Source organism: Mammaliicoccus sp. Q-M61 (assembly GCF_022386055.1).
Taxonomy (GTDB): Bacteria; Bacillota; Bacilli; order Staphylococcales; family Staphylococcaceae; genus Mammaliicoccus; species Mammaliicoccus sciuri_A.
The window spans coordinates 49,348-66,138 of the sequence record NZ_JAJNJL010000011.1 but is presented as its reverse complement, the minus strand read 5'-3'; the positions used below and the strand labels follow the sequence as shown (position 1 = coordinate 66,138).

At 35.2% G+C, this 16,791-nt stretch carries 19 protein-coding genes; all 19 read left to right on the top strand.

Annotated features, from left to right (window positions below):
• Positions 1-240: 240 nt before the first annotated feature.
• The 19 genes from LQ677_RS12570 to LQ677_RS12480 all read left to right on the top strand — a co-directional run bounded on the left by LQ677_RS12570 (position 241) and on the right by LQ677_RS12480 (position 16,786).
• The gene (locus tag LQ677_RS12570) at positions 241-588 is read left to right on the top strand and encodes an HNH endonuclease (RefSeq protein WP_374199846.1); all 348 of its coding nucleotides are present in this window, start codon (positions 241-243) and stop codon (positions 586-588) included.
• 100 nt (positions 589-688) lie between these two features.
• Complete coding sequence (locus tag LQ677_RS12565; protein WP_239748964.1) at positions 689-1,159, top strand: phage terminase small subunit P27 family; 471 nt, start codon at positions 689-691, stop codon at positions 1,157-1,159.
• Positions 1,146-2,897: a terminase large subunit gene (locus LQ677_RS12560; protein ID WP_239748963.1), complete on the top strand. Its 1,752-nt coding sequence runs from the start codon at positions 1,146-1,148 to the stop codon at positions 2,895-2,897. Before LQ677_RS12565 ends, LQ677_RS12560 begins: the two co-directional genes overlap by 14 nt.
• Before the next feature lie 14 nt (positions 2,898-2,911).
• Positions 2,912-3,103 carry a hypothetical protein gene (locus LQ677_RS12555; protein WP_239748962.1) on the top strand — a complete coding sequence of 64 codons (192 nt, stop codon included), beginning with the start codon at positions 2,912-2,914 and terminating at the stop codon, positions 3,101-3,103.
• The gene (locus LQ677_RS12550) at positions 3,104-4,339 is read left to right on the top strand and encodes a phage portal protein (RefSeq protein WP_239748961.1); all 1,236 of its coding nucleotides are present in this window, start codon (positions 3,104-3,106) and stop codon (positions 4,337-4,339) included.
• Complete coding sequence (locus tag LQ677_RS12545; protein ID WP_239748960.1) at positions 4,326-4,877, top strand: HK97 family phage prohead protease; 552 nt, start codon at positions 4,326-4,328, stop codon at positions 4,875-4,877. The genes LQ677_RS12550 and LQ677_RS12545 overlap by 14 nt, the downstream gene beginning before the upstream one ends.
• Positions 4,878-4,917: 40 nt before the next feature.
• Complete coding sequence (locus LQ677_RS12540) at positions 4,918-6,240, top strand: phage major capsid protein (RefSeq protein WP_239748959.1); 1,323 nt, start codon at positions 4,918-4,920, stop codon at positions 6,238-6,240.
• 16 nt (positions 6,241-6,256) lie between these two features.
• Positions 6,257-6,418, top strand: a complete 162-nt coding sequence (locus LQ677_RS12535; protein ID WP_204181525.1) for a hypothetical protein — start codon at positions 6,257-6,259, stop codon at positions 6,416-6,418.
• Between the two features lie 9 nt (positions 6,419-6,427).
• Positions 6,428-6,751 (top strand): head-tail connector protein, encoded by a 324-nt coding sequence (locus LQ677_RS12530; RefSeq protein ID WP_239748957.1) that lies wholly within the window; start codon positions 6,428-6,430, stop codon positions 6,749-6,751.
• On the top strand, positions 6,721-7,044 hold the full coding sequence (locus LQ677_RS12525; protein ID WP_239748956.1) for a phage head closure protein: 324 nt from the start codon (positions 6,721-6,723) through the stop codon (positions 7,042-7,044). The genes LQ677_RS12530 and LQ677_RS12525 overlap by 31 nt, the downstream gene beginning before the upstream one ends.
• Positions 7,041-7,412 carry an HK97-gp10 family putative phage morphogenesis protein gene (locus tag LQ677_RS12520; protein ID WP_239748955.1) on the top strand — a complete coding sequence of 124 codons (372 nt, stop codon included), beginning with the start codon at positions 7,041-7,043 and terminating at the stop codon, positions 7,410-7,412. The genes LQ677_RS12525 and LQ677_RS12520 overlap by 4 nt, the downstream gene beginning before the upstream one ends.
• Positions 7,409-7,819, top strand: a complete 411-nt coding sequence (locus LQ677_RS12515) for a hypothetical protein (RefSeq protein WP_239748954.1) — start codon at positions 7,409-7,411, stop codon at positions 7,817-7,819. The genes LQ677_RS12520 and LQ677_RS12515 overlap by 4 nt, the downstream gene beginning before the upstream one ends.
• A 3-nt stretch (positions 7,820-7,822) precedes the next feature.
• The gene (locus tag LQ677_RS12510) at positions 7,823-8,404 is read left to right on the top strand and encodes a major tail protein (RefSeq protein WP_239748953.1); all 582 of its coding nucleotides are present in this window, start codon (positions 7,823-7,825) and stop codon (positions 8,402-8,404) included.
• A gap of 69 nt (positions 8,405-8,473) precedes the next feature.
• Positions 8,474-8,794: a phage tail assembly chaperone G gene (gene gpG / locus LQ677_RS12505; RefSeq protein ID WP_239748952.1), complete on the top strand. Its 321-nt coding sequence runs from the start codon at positions 8,474-8,476 to the stop codon at positions 8,792-8,794.
• A 14-nt stretch (positions 8,795-8,808) separates the two neighbouring features.
• Positions 8,809-8,976: a hypothetical protein gene (locus LQ677_RS12500; protein ID WP_158259001.1), complete on the top strand. Its 168-nt coding sequence runs from the start codon at positions 8,809-8,811 to the stop codon at positions 8,974-8,976.
• Positions 8,977-8,996: 20 nt separating this feature from the next.
• Positions 8,997-13,757: a peptidoglycan DD-metalloendopeptidase family protein gene (locus tag LQ677_RS12495; protein ID WP_239748951.1), complete on the top strand. Its 4,761-nt coding sequence runs from the start codon at positions 8,997-8,999 to the stop codon at positions 13,755-13,757.
• Positions 13,757-14,587, top strand: coding sequence for a phage tail domain-containing protein (locus LQ677_RS12490; RefSeq protein WP_239748950.1), 831 nt, complete (start codon positions 13,757-13,759; stop codon positions 14,585-14,587). The genes LQ677_RS12495 and LQ677_RS12490 overlap by 1 nt, the downstream gene beginning before the upstream one ends.
• Before the next feature lie 8 nt (positions 14,588-14,595).
• A complete protein-coding gene (locus LQ677_RS12485; protein WP_239748949.1) occupies positions 14,596-16,155 on the top strand; it encodes a phage tail protein in 1,560 nt (519 codons plus the stop codon).
• Positions 16,148-16,786, top strand: a complete 639-nt coding sequence (locus LQ677_RS12480; RefSeq protein ID WP_239739730.1) for a hypothetical protein — start codon at positions 16,148-16,150, stop codon at positions 16,784-16,786. The genes LQ677_RS12485 and LQ677_RS12480 overlap by 8 nt, the downstream gene beginning before the upstream one ends.
• Positions 16,787-16,791: the final 5 nt, after the last annotated feature.

Sequence of the window (16,791 nt, the reverse complement as noted above, 5' to 3'; positions counted from 1 at the left end):
CACTAAATATAATAATAACTTAATCATGTTAGTCAATAGTCTTTAATCTTTCATTCCTTATTAAAGGTGAAAGAAGTTGATCCAATGAAAACATTTCATTATATCTATTGAACTTCTAAATTAAATAATCAAGTTGAAGAACATTCAATATTAATTTATTGTTTGTTCTTTTTCTTTTGTGAAAGAAGTTGATTTGAATTGTCATTCATACAACCAAAGGTCAGACTTGGCAACAAGACGATGACACAAGACCAACTACAAGAGCATCGCAAACAGTCACATAAGACGTATAACGAGCAAGTAAGGTTTAAGCGTGATAAACGTACAAACGAGTTCTATCACTCGTCAGAATGGCGTAAAAGACGCAAACAAGTGCTTTTACGTGATAAGTACATGTGTCAAATGTGTTTGCAACATGGTGTCATAACAAATAGAAGTTTAATTGTCCATCATAAGATCGAATTAAAACAGGACTGGTCGAAAAGATTGGCGATGGATAATTTGGAAACGGTGTGTCGGGAGTGTCACAACAAAATTCATAGAAAATATTTTTTAAATTTTGGGGAGGGCAAAGAAAACCCCGTATAGATTGTGCACAATCTTTTAATCGAAAATGCCACAAGGACGACCGAATTCCAGAAACTAAATATTTCAAATAGTAAAAATTACGTATTGGAGGTGTCAAAACATGGCAAGACCACGAAAGTTGAACGCTACAAAAACAGGAAATCATACAAAAGAAGAATTAGCAGATGCTGAATTAACAGAGAACGGACTTGAACAGTTCGAGGCTATTAATTTGGACAAAGCACCTAAGGATCTAACAACAGATGCTAAAAAAGAGTGGTTGAGAGTTGTGCCATTGTTAGAACAACTACCAATCGCTGATTTAGACTATGACCGTATTAAACGATATTGCCAATTAGTCGCAATTGTAGATGAGGCATACAGACATATAGCAAAGTATGGCGCAGTAAATGAAGATAATACTAAAAAGACTGCACAATTCATGGTCTATATGGACGGGTTAAAAGAATTGAAATCAATATGTGGCTCACTAGGTATGACGATTGACTCACGTATGAGATTGGTGATACCGATTGAAAAGGACAAGGCGAAGTCAATCAATGATGAGTTTGGAATAGATGACGATGACTAAGATACCTAAAGCGTACATTGAATTATTCGATGTACCTGATGTGTATAAAGATGATGCTTACGAGTATTGTTTACTTGTCCTAACAGGAAAGTACATCACATGTAAAGAAACGAAACAAGCATGTGTTCGTCATTTAAAAGATTTAAAGCGTATTGATGAAGATATTGATTTTAATTACGTGTATAAACCGAAACGTGCATTAAAGGTAATGAAGTTTGTTGAAGCACTACCAGATACTAAAGGGAAGTTTCATAAGTTAGGTCTATTTCAAAAGTTCATTATCGCAAGTGTACGTGGTTGGTTTACAGAAGATATAGATACATTGAGATTTAAGAAAGTAAATATCACGATGTCAAGAAAGCAAGGTAAATCAATATTGGTATCTGGTTTAGTCTTGTATTCATTCTTATTTGACAGAGAACCAAAAGAAGGAAGGCAAATATTTTGTGCTGCAAATGATAAGAAACAGGCAAGTATTGTGTTCAATATGGTTGCTAAACAAATGCAATGGTTTGTGAGTAAGCATACTGAAATCAAGAAAGACGTCAAGAAAGTAAGAGAAGAACTTAAAAACTTAAAAGACGATTCTTACGTCATGCCTTTATCACGAGATACAGGTGCTATTGACGGTTTCGAACCATTCTTGGCAGTTATTGACGAATACCATGCAGCAAAGACGAATGAAATGGTTGAATTGATCGAATCTGGTCAAGGTAACTTGCTGCAGTCATTAATATTTATCATTTCAACTGCTGGCTTTAATTTGAATAGTCCGTTGTATACAGAAGAATTGCCATACTCTTTAGATATATTAAATGGAGATTACCAAGACGATGAATACTTCACGATCATATACAAACAAGATAGTGAAGATGAATGGCAAGACAAAACAACATGGGCTAAATCAAACCCGTTAATCAATGAGTCGTATGAGTTGAAAGAATTACTCGAAGATTATTTGAGTAAACGTATTGCAGCTGGAACGAAGAAAAACACAATGTTCAAAGTATTGGTTAAGAACTTCAATTACTGGATGCAAGCGAGTGAAGAATCTTATTTGGACTTCAACGATTGGAAAAAGAATGAAACTGATTTTGATGTGAAAGGTACTAAAACATATATTGGTTTAGACTTGTCGCGTTCAGATGATTTAACAGCAGTTTCATTTATTCATCTAGATGAAGTTAGAAAACAATACTATGTAACCAGTCATTCATTTGTCGGCACTAAAGGTGGTCTACAAGCTAAATGTGAACGTGACATGATTGACTATAACCAATTATCAAAAGATGGTTTCTGTACCATTACTGATTTACAAAGTGGCGTTATTAATAGTAACCAAGTACTTGATTATATGGAACGTTATATTTTAGATAATCAATTAAAAGTGCAGGCAATTTGTTATGACCCACATGCGATACATGGTTTCTTAGCTGAAATCGAACGTAGACGTTGGGGATATGACTTAATAGAAATTAGGCAAGGTTCACAAACGTTGTCAAACCCAGTAATAGATTTCAGATTAAAAGTTATTAATGGGCAAATAAAACATCATAAAAACCCGTTGCTAGATATAGCAGTTAAAAATGCAGTTGCTAAAAACGTAAATGATTCAGTCATGATTGAGAAAAAACTTAACCGAGAAAAAATAGATCCAGTCATGAGTACAATCTTCGCTTATGTTATAGCAATGGAATTTGTGTGGGAAAGAAAACGAGTATTACCGATATTTAGATAAAGGAGGGTTTGATAATGAAACAGTGGCAAATAATATTGTTAGGTCTATTCATCATATTAATGATGGTTATAGGACTATCTTCAATCATATATGGTTTATATATTATCTGGTCACCTTTAGCTTACGTTATCGGTGGGCTTTTTATTATGGGCTTAGCATTAAGTATAAACAATGCAATACCGAGTCCTAAAGGTGGTGAAAAATAGATGGCGCTATTTGATTTAGGCTTTAACAATAAAGATAAGATACATGACGACCTGCAACGCATTATATACATGGAAGAACATGGTTTACATGCTTCATATACAGGTATTAAAGCGTTAAAAAATAGTGATGTATTTACTGCAGTAAGTGTAATAGCGAGTGACATCGCAAGTACGAAATTACAAACAGAAGGTTATGAACGTCACGAACTGTTTGAAGAAGTATTGAACTTATTTAACAGGAACCCACATGATGACTTAACAGGTTGGCATTTTAAATTTATTATCATTGCTAACATGTTATTGAATGGCGAGGCGTACGTTGAAATTGTTCGAGATGAAAACGGTATACCTACAATGCTACATTTTTTACACAATGAATTAGTATCAATTGAAGAAGATACCAATACACACGAAATACTATATAACCTCACACAAGATTACGAGGGTAACAATGTGAAAGTGACGAGTGAAGATATCTTACATTTTAGATATATGACATTAGACGGGTTTAAAGGTTATTCGCCTTTATATGCGCTAGTCAATGAAATTGGCATATCGCAAGGCTCAAAAGGTTTCTTGAAGAATTTCTTTAATAACGGAGGTACTTCAACGAACATACTTACAGTGAAAGATGGTGCGTTGTCGAAAGAAGAACGTGATGTAATAACAGATGATTTCGCAAAGAGTATGGCACGAAACAATGGAGGTATTATCACTTTAGACGACACAATGGAATTTGAACGTATTCAAATACCAACTGAAGCGTTGAACTTCTTAAACAGCTATAAATTTAGTACACAGCAAGTCGCTAAGGCGTTTGGTTTACCTTTATCTAAGTTAGGTATCGAAACAGTTAATACGTCTGTTACACAAGCTAATATTGAGTATTTACAAAGTACGTTGCACCCATTATTTAGCATGATGATTGCAGAATTAGATTTGAAGATATTCAGACATATTAATCCTAGTGTAGTAGTTAAACCAGATGTATCACGATTAATTGATAGTGATCCAGAAGTTAAACTTGAACGTATTAGTCGTTTGGTTAAAGACTCAATTATTGATATAAACGAGGCACGTTCAGCGTTTAACTATAAACCTATTGAACATGGCGAGAATGTACTTGTCGACCTTAACAAAATTCCTTTATCCGCTTTGGAAGAATATCAACGGGATAAGATAAAGGGTGAAATAAACAACGCTGTTCAAGGTGGTGATGAATATGACGAACAGTAACGTTGATGCTACTCAAGATATGGTTATAGAAGGTCATGCTTTATTATTCAATGTATTAAGCGAAGATGTAGGAGGATATAAAGAAATTGTTAAGCCAGGCTCATTAGATGGTGTAGATATATCAGACGTTAAATGTTTGATTAATCATGCTGACGAATATGTGATAGGTCGCACAAAAGCTGAAACCTTAGAATTATCGATAGACGAAAAAGGTTTGAAGTTTAAATGTTACTTACCTAACACTTCTTACGCTCGTGACATATATGAAAATATAAAAGTTGGCAACGTTAACCAATGTAGTTTTCATTGTTGGTTCCCAGACGATGGCACAGGAACTGAGTGGTCTATTAGTAATGGTGAATATATTCGTACCATCACAAAGATAAGTCGTTTAATTGATGTAAGTGTTGTAACGACACCAGCTTATAAAGAGGCTGGCGTATTAGTGGCACAACGTGATGCAGGACTTAAACAGTTTAAAGAAAAACAAAAACTACAAATAGCGCTAGATTTGGAAAGCCTACGTTTGGAAACGTAAGGCTATTTTTTATGCGCAAATTTAAGGAGGAGGAATAAGTATGGCTTTAGAAAAAGCAGAAGAACTTAAAGCACAGATGAAAGAGTTAATCGACAAAGCAAAAAATGCTTTAGCGAATAACGATGTTGAAGGTGCTAAAAAATTAAAAGCTGACATCGAAGAATCACGTAAGTTACTTGATGACTTAGAAAAGACGAATGACGAATTAGAAAAGTTAGAAAGTGGCTTAGGCTTCGATGATGAAGAAAAGCAAGAAGAAGTATCAACAGAGGAAAAATCTGCAGAAGAAAAAGAAGATACTTCGATAGATGACGCTAAAGGCGAAGAAAAACCTGAGGCAGAAGAAAAAACAGAAGAAGATGCAGAACTTGTATCGGAAAACGTAAAAACAGTGGATGAACCAACTGAAGAAGAATTAGAAGAAATCGAAAAAAAGAAAAAAGGGGCGAAACGATCAATGGCAAAATTTTTAAATGAAAATCAAGAAACTAACGAAGCAGTACAAGGCTTTGCGGAATTTATTAAATCAAAAGGTGCTACTCGTGACAATGTAAAGTCTGACGATGTAGGCGTAACAATTCCAGAGGATATCAAATACGCACCAGAGAAAGAAGTTAATACAGTTCAAGACTTATCACAATACGTGACTAAGACGTCAGTAAATACAGCATCTGGTAAACACCCAATCTTAAAACGTGCTACTGCTAAATTCAACACAGTTGCAGAGTTAGAAGCAAACCCAGAACTTGCTAAACCAGAGTTTCAATCAATTGGGTGGGAAGTTCAAACTTATCGTGGTGCTATTCCAGTATCAGAAGAAGCAATCGCTGACAGTGCAGTGAACTTAACTTCAATCATTGCTGAAAACATTCAAGAACAAAAAGTAAATACTTTAAATGAAAAAATCGGTTCAGTATTAAAAACATTTACTGCTAAATCTGTAGCAAGCGTTGATGACTTAAAAGCAATCACTAACGTTGAGTTAGATCCAGGATATGATCGTCAAATCATCTGTACTCAATCATTCTATCAAGGCTTAGACACATTAAAAGACGGTAACGGTCGTTACTTACTTCAAGATTCAATCATTAACACTGCTGGTAACAAAGTATTAGGCATGAACGTAACAGTTGTACGTGACGACTTATTAGGTGCTAACGGTGACGCAGTAGCGTTTATTGGCGATGTAAAACGTGGCGTATTCTTCGCTGACCGTTCTGACATGTCAGTACAATGGCAAGAACATAACATCTATGGTCGCTACTTAATGGGTGCGTTCAGATTTGATGTTAAGAAAGCAGACGAAAATGCAGGGTTCTTTGTTACAGCTAACTTTGCAGCAGACGCTACACCAGAAGGATAAAAAGGAGTGACTATAAATGGTTAAGTTTTTAGTCAAGAAAGAATTTAAAGATATCCATACAGGACAACTTTATAAAAAAGGTGAAGAACATGATTTCACTGTAAAAAGGGCTGACGAGATTGAACAAAATCTTGATGGTTCTTTTTTAGTACGCAAAAACGACAAAAAGAAAAAGTAGGTGTTAGCAATGTTTGAATTAACGATTGATAACATCAGACAGGCAATACGTGTTGACCATGATTATGACGATGATTACATCACACAGTTGTTATTGCCAGCATCAGAACAATATGTAAGAGGCGTTGTATCTAATGGGATAGATGATGATTTTTATAAAGATAATCTTAATTATCGTTTGTTGGTGTTAAATCACATTGGTCATCACTACGAAAACAGATCTACAACAACTCAATTCATAAAACACGATGTCCCTCAATCGTCACTTGCTTTATTGCAAAGATTGAGAGGTGAATATGCTTTATGGAAATTGGAAAACTCAAATACCGATTAAAAGTATACAGGGTGACACGTAAGAAAGATGATGAAGGCTCTTACGAGAACGTGAAAGAAGTCATTGCTACACCATATTGCGAAGTATCTAAACACTCTATCAAAGAGTTTAAACAATTAGATTTATCGGCAAGGCGAGAACAAGTTTACTTTATTATTCGTTATCGTCAAAAGGCTACTATCACATCATCAATGTTTGTTGAGTTTAAAGGTGTAGATTACGAAATCAAAAATATTCAACATGACCACCAAAACATGGAATACACCGTATTGGAGTGCGAGGTGGTCGAATGAGTAAGTTTGATTCAGATAAAGATATTCAAGACGCTATATATAAACTACTCGCTAAGAGTGAACGTGAAGCGAAAAAAGCAGTCACGCAAGCAGCAAACGTATATGAGGCTATATTGGTATCTAATACACCTAAAGACACAGGAAGTGCTGTATCAACTATCAAACAATCTAACTTCAATCGTTTTAGAACAATACCCACAAAAGAAGTTGGTTATGGTAGTTGGTATATCCATTTCCCAAACGTAGGGACAAAAGTAAAAGGAACGGTAAGACAGCCACCACAACATTTCCAAGAGAAATCAATATTACAGGCAAAAGATCCAATATTAAATATATATAAACAGGCATTAAGGAGGGCGCTCAAATGACAAAACATCCAATCGTAAGAATTTATGAATATTTAAACGACTTCAACAATTTAACAGAGGCGTTAAATAATATACGCAAAACCAATACAGATGAATCGTTAATATTCACTTTTGAAATTCCAGAAGATTATCATAAGTCATCATCAGCGCCTTTTATCCGTATAACGCCGATTTATCTAAAAGAGAATATTTGGTCAGATAACGATAGTTTTCACTATCGTTTTAATTTTGCTGTTGAAACTTTTGCGAAACGTATAAGTGACTCTTACCAAATAAGCGAACTCATTATCAAACGACTTAAAGAAATAAACGGTATCTGTTACTCACAAGATTTAGGTAAAGACACTGAATTTAATTTATACAATAACGAACTAAAGTTCGAAATTACATTAGAAAAGGGGCAATAAATTATGGCTAAGAAAAAAGCAGTAATCGGTTGTGAAGATTTTAAAATCACAGTACAAGAAGGTAACGGTGTAGAAAAAGGAAAGTTATTCCCTATTCCAGGTTTACAAGAAGTCGGTTTAGAACTTGAATCTGAACAAGGTAAAATCTTTGCTGACAACGAAACAGCATTAATCTTAAACAGTGGTGTAACTGGTGCAACTGTTACAGGTAACTTCGTTGAGTTATCAAGTGAAGAACGTGCAGAATTATTAGGTGTATCTATCGAAGATGGCATGGAAGTTTACAAGAAAGATCTTGTACCTCCATATGTATCAGCATCATGGAAGTATCGTTGTAATGACGGTTCATTCATTTACATGGGCGCTACTCGTGGTAACTTCGGTTTACCAAGTTCTTCAGCTGCTACATTAGAAGATGGCGCACCAGAACATCAAGACCAAGTGGAATTAGAAGGTACATTCATTCCTCGTGAAGATGGTGTGGTGTTCGTGAGAGTGCATGACAAATCACAAGACTTTAGCGAACAAAAATTCATGGAATTAATTCATGGAGTATCAACAACTGAAGCAGTACCAGAAGGTTAATTTGTGAGGGGCTATAAGTCCCTCTTTTTTATTTATGCGCATATATAAAAAATATTGGAGGAACATCACATGTTAAAAATTAGTATTGAAATCAACGGGAAAGAACAAGAATTTGTACAAAATAAAAGGTTATACAAAGCAATAAGAAAAATTGCAGAAATGAGAGATAAAGTACAAGAAGCAGAAAAAGGGAAAATTGAAATGTCAAATGTTGAAGCGGTTGATGAAATGTATATGATTGTCGTGGAAATTTTCAATAATCAATTTACATTTGATGAATTAATAAGTGGTTCAGATTATGAAGAAGTAGTAAAAATTGTGGAAACTTTTGAAACAATGGGAAAGACGAAGACGCCAGCGAAACGACAAACAAAACAACCAAGCAAATAGTCGATGATATATACATGGTTTACCAAGATTTAATGAAAAATCATGGATATAAATATGAAGATGTTGAAAATCTTGATATAGACGGTTTTCTTAAAGTCTGGAACGCAAATAACACTAAAGGCAAAATTAAGAAAGCTAAATCTGGTGAATTATCTCCAGAACAAATGCTTGCAATGTTTTAAAAAGATTGTGAGGTGAGAAAATGGCTAATAATATAGCAAATTTAGGCGTACAGGTATCAATGGACTTAGACCCATTAAAACAGAGTACAGCTACGCTTAAAAGTATGCTAACAAGTAACAATAAAGCGTTAAAAAACCATGAACGAGCGTTTAAAGATAGTTCTATGGGCGCTAAAGATTTAGCTGATAGAGAAAAAGTATTAAGTAAGCAAATTGAAACATCATCACAGTATGTAGAAAAGAAGAAAAAAGAATTAGATAACCTAAAATCTTCAATTGGCGATGTGAATAATGCTACTGATAAACAGAAAAAACAATTACTTAATGCTAACAGCGCATTATCTACTGCTCAACATGAATTAAGTGGTTATCGTAACCAATTATCTAGTGTGCAAGCGAAACAAGCTAATATGTCACGTAGCACTACTGATTTACAGAGTGAATTGCGTGATTTACAGCTTGCTACTAAGATGACTGCATCTGAACAACGTAAATCTGGAGATGCAGCAGGTGCGTTAGAAACTGAATACAAAGGTTTAGGACGTCAAACACAACTTTATAACACGATCATAGCAAAAGAGAAAGACAAACTAGCAGAATTACGTAAAACTAAAGGTGATGATGCTAGGGAAACACAAAATCAAGAGCGTAACGTGTCTAAGTTGATGAAAGAACAAGGTAGCTTAATCACACAACAAGATAAAGTGGCTAACAGTCTTGAAGATATGAACAATAAATCTAAACAGACTGGTAAAGGCTTTAATGATATGTGGGCAGTGTTCAAAGGTTCATTCTTAGCACAAGGTGTTATGAGAATACTTGATAGCGTAATCGGTAAGTTTAAAGAGTTATTCAGTGGCGCTATTTTACGTGTAGACAAAATTGATAGTGCAACAAAAGCCTTAACTACGCTTACAGGTTCATCTGATGGTGCTGCTAAAGCTATGAAGGCAGTAGAACGTGTAATCGAAGGTACACCGATTGCAATGGACGCTATGACTAATAGTGTTAAAGGTTTAGTTGCGTCTGGTATGGAAATTAAAGACGTTGAAGGCGTTTTACGAGCAACGACTGATGCTGCATATGGTCTAGGTGATGGAGAACAGTCAATTGACCAAATAGTCGGTGCTTTTAAAGGTTTACAAGCAAGTGGTACAGCGTCTTTAGAAGATTTAAACAGATTAGTAGATGCCAACATACCAGCTATTAAAATACTAGCCAATCAGTACGGTGTGTCTGTTACGGATATGAAGAAACAAATATCTGACGGTCAAATCAAATCATCTGATGCTATAAGAAAATTAGTTGAAGGTATGGAAGAAGGAACTAAAGGAAGTGCAGGCGCTACACAGGCGTTAAAAGGACAAGCAAAGACAGCAGGAGACACGATACAAGGTTCATTTAACAATATGAACACTGCCATAATCAAAACTATGACGTCAGCGATAAACCCGTTTAAAGACGATATTATCAACATGTTTAAAGGTATGACTTCAAGTTTGAAATCGGCAGGAAAAGTTATAGAGCCATTTCTTGAAGGGTTAGCGAACAAAATTAAAACGTTAAACCCTAATATCAAGATAGGCGCTGCTATATTTGCTGGTTTAGGAGTTGCAGCTGGAGTTGCAGCAGTAGCAGTTGGTGCTTTAGCAGCAGCGTTTTCATTCTTAATGTCACCAGCAGCGTTAATAGCAGGTGCAGTTGCAGCAATAGGAACTGGTTTTGTAATAGCTTATACTAAATCGGAAACATTCCGAAATGTTGTTAATAATGTGTTTAAATCAGTTGCTGGTGCAGTACAGCCAGCTATTCAAGCGGTTAAAGGTTTCTTCCAACTATTTCAAGGTAATGGTCAAGATGGTGTTATTACATTATCAAAGATATTCCCTCCTAATCTAGTTGTCGGGATAACTAATACGGTAAATGTGATTAAACGTACAGTTATGCAAGTTTTCACAGCAGTCAGCACATTTGGTCAACAAATAGGCTCTTATTTGAGGACATTCTGGAATCAAAATGGTGCTATGATTATGCAAGCAGTAAGTAATATAGGTAAAGCAATTAGTTTCGTAATGACTAAGGTGATATGGCCAGTCATGAAGTTTATCTGGCCAGCAGTACGATATCTAATCGTTTCAACATGGTCAGCTATAAAAGGAACGATTTCAGGCGCACTAAAAGTGATAACTGGTGTCATTAAAGTTTTCGCTGCTTTATTCACTGGTAATTGGAAGGCAATGTGGTCAGGAATTAAACAAATCGCAAAAGGTGCAATGCAGTTTTTATTCAATGCTGCGCAATTATGGTTTGTTGGTAGAATATTTGGCGTAGGTAAATTATTTAGTAAATTGTTTGGTGGTAAATTACTTGCAATGTGGAAATCGATAAGTGGTTTCTTTACTAAATATGGCAGTAAGATTTGGAATACTACAAAACTTTTCTTTACTCGAATTTATAATTCAGTTAAAAGCATCTTCACTTCTACGAAAAACTTCATTTCTACAACATGGAATTTAATTGCTAAAATACTGGCTAATACAGTAGGAAGAATATTCAAAAATACGACTGCAAAATTCACTGCTTTATCCAATAAAGTGAAGTCTACAATCACTGGTTTGAAGAACGGTTTGATTGATAGGTTTACATCTATTAAGAAAAACATAACTAATTTAGTTGAAGGTGCAAGGTCGGCAGTTACAGGTAAATTTAAAGGTATGCACGACAAAGCAACAGAATGGATAGGTAAAATTAAGTCATTTATGTCTAAAGCAAAAGACGGTTTCAAAAAGACTGCGTTGTCTTTAGGTAAAGCAGCTGCTAATGGTGCTATTAACGGTTTGAACTTAATGATAGGTGGCATTAATAAGATTTCGAAGGCTATCACTGATAAAAACTTAATTAAAGAAATCAAACCATTACACACTGGTACAAATGGTCCAATTAGTTCGCCTACAACTGCAATTGTGAATGATAAAGGTGTGGGTAACGGTGCAGGTCCAAATGGTCATCAAGAATTAATTGCGAAGAAAGATGGATCACTACATGCGCCAGTTGGTAAAAATGTGTTAGTTGGACTTGAAAAAGGTGACTCTGTTATCAATGGTCGCCACACACAAGATTTAATGAAATCAGGTATCATACCTAAATTTAAAAAAGGTAAAAACTCTAAGAATGTATATGAACAATTAAAAAGTGGTGTAGGTACTGGAATTAAGAAAACTGGCGAAACTTTAGAAGATGGTTATCATTCAGCTAAAAAAGGTGTATCAGACGCCAAAGATTATGTGACTGAAAAAGGTGCAGAAGGTTTCGAGAAAGTAAAAGATGGTGCATCTTGGCTTGGCGATAAAATTGGTGATGTTTGGGACTACGTTAAAAACCCTAAGAAATTAGTAGATAAAATGTTGGGTGGCATCAGTTTCGGAGGTAAGAAAGCCAATGCGACTATGCGTTTAGCTGGTGGCGCATTTAAGAAATTAAAAAGTTCATTTGTTGATAAAGTTAAATCTATGTTCTCTGAAGCTGAAGGTGGAGACGGAGATGCTGGATGGTTACTTAAACATAAGATATTACAATACTTCGGCAGATATACTGGTGGCCTAATGTTCAACGGTGGACGTCACTACGGTATTGACTTTGCAATGCCAACTGGTACACCAATCAAAGCGTTGACGGATGGTAAGATATCGCAGGCTGGTTGGGTTACTGGTGGTGGTGGTAACCAAGTAACACTTGACGAACCAGGCGGTAAGTTCTTCCAATGGTACATGCACATGAGAAATGGTGGCGTGAAAGTTAAAAAGGGTCAAAAAGTTAAAGCTGGCGACTTACTAGGTTATTCAGGTAATACGGGTAACTCAACTACTCCTCACTTACACATTCAACGTATGAAAGGCAGAGTTGGTAACGATACTGCAATGAGTGATGTTTTAAGTTGGTTAAAAGGTTTAGGTAGTGGTGGAAACAAAGCAGCAAGCAAGTGGAAAACAGAGATATTAAAAGCTGCCAAACGTATGAAAGTAAATCTAACTGGCGGCGAGTTGAAAGGTATCATCGCTCAAATTCAACGTGAATCAAATGGTAACGCTGGCGTAACACAAGATCCACGTTTGAAAGATGGTAACTCGGGTGCTAATTTAGCAAAAGGTTTACTACAATATGTACCTTCTACATTTAAAGCATATGCAGTTAAAGGTCACAACAATATCAAGTCTGGTTACGACCAATTATTAGCTTTCTTCAATAATAGTAACTGGCGTAAAGACTTGCCTTATGGTAAATCAGGTTGGGGTCCAAGTGGTTCAAGAAGATTTGCAAAAGGAACTAACTTTGCACCAAGAGGCTTAGCGCAAGTATTCGAAAAAGGTGGCGAAATCATCAACTTTAGAGGTGGCGAACAAGTTATCCCTAATGATGTATCAATTTCAGCTATCAAATCTGTAATTCAAAGTGATATCTTCAATAAAACACAGTCAGCAGTTTATAACGCTATTTCTGAATACGCAGATGCTTTAAGAGAGAAAGAACAAGCGAAATATCAAGCTATGATGCAACAACAAGTTGATACGCAAACACTTCAAGAACAAAATAGTATTCTGAAAGAAATGTTATACACTATGCAAGATTTAGTGATGTCTAGTAGAAATAACGAGAAGTGGAACGCTCAAACTGCTAATAAGAGTAACGTAATGGACTGGGATAAAGTCGAAGGTATGACAAGTAAAAAGCAAGGTAGACGTATTCAAAATATGGGATACGGTAACGGGGGTGCATTTATCTAATGAAAAAATGGGTTAAAATGATAACCGAAAATGGTACAACTGATCTAACTGATATAGACGGTTTGATGTATCTCGATTTTAAAGAAGAAGATGTAGAAAGTAGAATCAACTTGCAAGAAGTTAGTGGTGTAGACGGTGGGCTATTAAGTCCTATATCGTTTGCACCTTTTAACTTAATATTACGTTTCGTTTATTCAGGTGTTGATGTTACTGACTACCATTTATTGAAGAAACAATTAAGGAGTATGCTATATAGTCGTACTCCTTTTTATATTGTTCATTCTGATATGCCTGGTATGAAGTATGCAGTTGTTACGGATAGTACAGCAGTAGAGGACTTATATGGTCGTAATGGTGAGTTTGAAATAACTTTTACAGTTTACAAAGGTTATTCCGAATCATTGTACGAGACAAACCAATATGACAAAACATCAGACAAATGGCAGTTCGGTAATGGGTTGCTTGTGAATGACGATATCAAGTATAAGCATAATACAACTAGCTTTAAGATATTTAATGGTTCTTCTGATACAATCGCACCTTTTCCACACAGACATAAGTTAATTATTAAACTTAATGTCAATGCGCCAAATGGCTTTAAACTACACAATCGAACGACTGGCGACATATTCGAATATAAGAAAGCTATTAAATCAAATCAACAACTCATCATCAATGGTGTTTATCCTACTATTAATGGTAAACGTGTAGGCATAGACACAAATCATGAATGGTTATCGTTAGCACCTGGATATAATGATATAGAAATAATCGGAACGGATATAACAGAGCCAACTGCTGAATTTATATTCCCGTTTATTTATAGGTAGGTGGTTAAATGGATAACTTAATAATTACCAATAGTGCTAACACAGTTTCTGAATTGTTGATTGATTATGATTTATTGTCACTCAAAATCGAACGTGAACGAAATGCGAGTCGTTCTATATCGTTCACTGCTTTTAAAACAAGTTTTGCACCAGATATATATGATTTAATACAAAACGAATCTATTTTAATATTTCGTGGTCAACAGTATGTGATTAAAACAACTGATCCAAAAAGTAATAACGTTACATTAACTAATGATGTTGTGGCACATCACATCATGTTTGAATTCCAAAATCATTTCATAGATAAAGATTTAGAGAACGAAGAAATGAATAACGACAGTGATGAAGAACTACCAACACCAACATGGACGCTAGAACAATATATGGACTTCGGTTTCAAAGGAAATAAACTAGGTTACTCTTATAAGATTGTTGGTAATTTTGACCAACGTATCGCAATTGATGAAGTTGGCGATAAAAACGGCATAGAATTTCTAGTCGAGGGCGCTGAACTATTTGGCTATATATTCGATGCTGATAACAAAACAATCTATATATATGATGACGAAAGTTATGAAAGGAAATCTGATGTCGAGTTGATTGGTGGTTATAACGTAGACGAGGCGTCCGTATCGGTTAATACACAAGAACAAAAAACAGTTATAAAAGGTTATGGTAAAAAGAAAACTAAGACTGAAACGAAAAACTATTCGCCATTTAAACCACCTAACTTAACGTACAATGGTACTTTCTTTAAAGAGGGTACTTGGTATACAGAAACGATAAACAACTCATATAATAAGCAATTTACGTGTAAATGGGGTAACGAAACACTTATGTGGACTATAAAAAAAGGTTCATTAGGTGGAATGGTTAAAGCGTACTTAGATAACGAAGAAATCGGTGTTTATAACACTTATAGTAAGACTGCAACGACAGAGCAAATTGTTGTCGCAAAAAACTTATCTAAAGGTACTCATTCGTTCAAAGTAGTTTTTGTTGGTCCTATTCAGAATGTAGATTACAAAAAGAAAAAGCCACGTATGTATGTGGGTACTGAAAAATCAACAACATTAAACTTAACAGCAGTGTTGAAAGGCGAAGACTTATACCATGTGAGCGATATTTATTATTCACCTTACTATGATAAGAACAACCCTAAACAAGCTGCAACAATCTATGATGATAACATTCTTGATAAAGAAGAATTACGCAAGAAACTTATTCAAGAATTGAACGACGAGCCAGTAGTCGAGTTATCTACAAACTATTTAGATACTGAACAAATCACTGAACGTGACCTCGTTTACTTTAAGCATACTGGCTTAGGTTTTGACACGATGTTGAAAGTCATCAAGATAACAGAATCACACCCATTATTAAACTTACCAGTTGAAGTAGATTTCAGTAATAAGAAAACAGACATTATCAAAATACAACAAACAATTAATAAGCGTATAAAAAACGTAGACAAACAAATCAAGTCGGGTACACTAGGTGGCTCGACTTTTGTTATGCCTAAAATAGCATCCGATTCATTTGGGAGTGTGTTAATCAATGAATGAACCAACAGACTTTAAATATCCATTAGATGAATACGGTGAACCGTATTTCGCTGGAAGTCATGTGGACGCAATAACAGGAATGCAAGATATAAAAGATAGACTTGATAAAGCGGAATCAGATATTAGTAATAATTCATCTAGCAGTAATACCGATATTCAAAATATTAATACGAGACTAGATACAGCCGAAGCAAACATTCAAACTAATAGTGAAAAGCAAGTGAACTTAGAAAACGCTTTAGAAGGTTATATGGGCACAACAGATTGGGTTTCATATGCTAATAGTGTAGCAAGTGGTGTAGATGCAGATGTGATGTATACCAGTAACAACGGTCTAAAATGTGCATTAAAAGAAGTAAGAATAGGTATAGAAGGTGTTACACCAGTTGTAAGGTATAAGACAATAGCTTATAACTTGAGAGGTTTTAAATTAGGGGAACAAGTAGCTCGATTACCTTCTGGTTTTATAAAAAACGCTCAATTATTCCCAGCGTTTGGTAGTGGTAGTATGAGTAGTTATCGTATAGAAATAATGCCTAACGGAAAGATGACGATACTTGGTGGCACAAACGACAAAACATTATCATCAAGCAGTTATTGGGTGTACGGACAACATACTTGGATAGAATAAAAAGG

Coding starts and splice junctions, on each gene's coding strand:
- LQ677_RS12510 (WP_239748953.1), top strand. CDS start 7,823: ATGGCTAAGAAAAAAGCAGTAATCGGTTGTGAAGATTTTAAAATCACA.
- LQ677_RS12500 (WP_158259001.1), top strand. CDS start 8,809: ATGGTTTACCAAGATTTAATGAAAAATCATGGATATAAATATGAAGAT.
- LQ677_RS12555 (WP_239748962.1), top strand. CDS start 2,912: ATGAAACAGTGGCAAATAATATTGTTAGGTCTATTCATCATATTAATG.
- gpG (WP_239748952.1), top strand. CDS start 8,474: ATGTTAAAAATTAGTATTGAAATCAACGGGAAAGAACAAGAATTTGTA.
- LQ677_RS12495 (WP_239748951.1), top strand. CDS start 8,997: ATGGCTAATAATATAGCAAATTTAGGCGTACAGGTATCAATGGACTTA.
- LQ677_RS12570 (WP_374199846.1), top strand. CDS start 241: ATGACACAAGACCAACTACAAGAGCATCGCAAACAGTCACATAAGACG.
- LQ677_RS12520 (WP_239748955.1), top strand. CDS start 7,041: ATGAGTAAGTTTGATTCAGATAAAGATATTCAAGACGCTATATATAAA.
- LQ677_RS12515 (WP_239748954.1), top strand. CDS start 7,409: ATGACAAAACATCCAATCGTAAGAATTTATGAATATTTAAACGACTTC.
- LQ677_RS12480 (WP_239739730.1), top strand. CDS start 16,148: ATGAATGAACCAACAGACTTTAAATATCCATTAGATGAATACGGTGAA.
- LQ677_RS12545 (WP_239748960.1), top strand. CDS start 4,326: ATGACGAACAGTAACGTTGATGCTACTCAAGATATGGTTATAGAAGGT.
- LQ677_RS12485 (WP_239748949.1), top strand. CDS start 14,596: ATGGATAACTTAATAATTACCAATAGTGCTAACACAGTTTCTGAATTG.
- LQ677_RS12540 (WP_239748959.1), top strand. CDS start 4,918: ATGGCTTTAGAAAAAGCAGAAGAACTTAAAGCACAGATGAAAGAGTTA.
- LQ677_RS12535 (WP_204181525.1), top strand. CDS start 6,257: ATGGTTAAGTTTTTAGTCAAGAAAGAATTTAAAGATATCCATACAGGA.
- LQ677_RS12565 (WP_239748964.1), top strand. CDS start 689: ATGGCAAGACCACGAAAGTTGAACGCTACAAAAACAGGAAATCATACA.
- LQ677_RS12530 (WP_239748957.1), top strand. CDS start 6,428: ATGTTTGAATTAACGATTGATAACATCAGACAGGCAATACGTGTTGAC.
- LQ677_RS12560 (WP_239748963.1), top strand. CDS start 1,146: ATGACGATGACTAAGATACCTAAAGCGTACATTGAATTATTCGATGTA.
- LQ677_RS12490 (WP_239748950.1), top strand. CDS start 13,757: ATGAAAAAATGGGTTAAAATGATAACCGAAAATGGTACAACTGATCTA.
- LQ677_RS12525 (WP_239748956.1), top strand. CDS start 6,721: ATGGAAATTGGAAAACTCAAATACCGATTAAAAGTATACAGGGTGACA.
- LQ677_RS12550 (WP_239748961.1), top strand. CDS start 3,104: ATGGCGCTATTTGATTTAGGCTTTAACAATAAAGATAAGATACATGAC.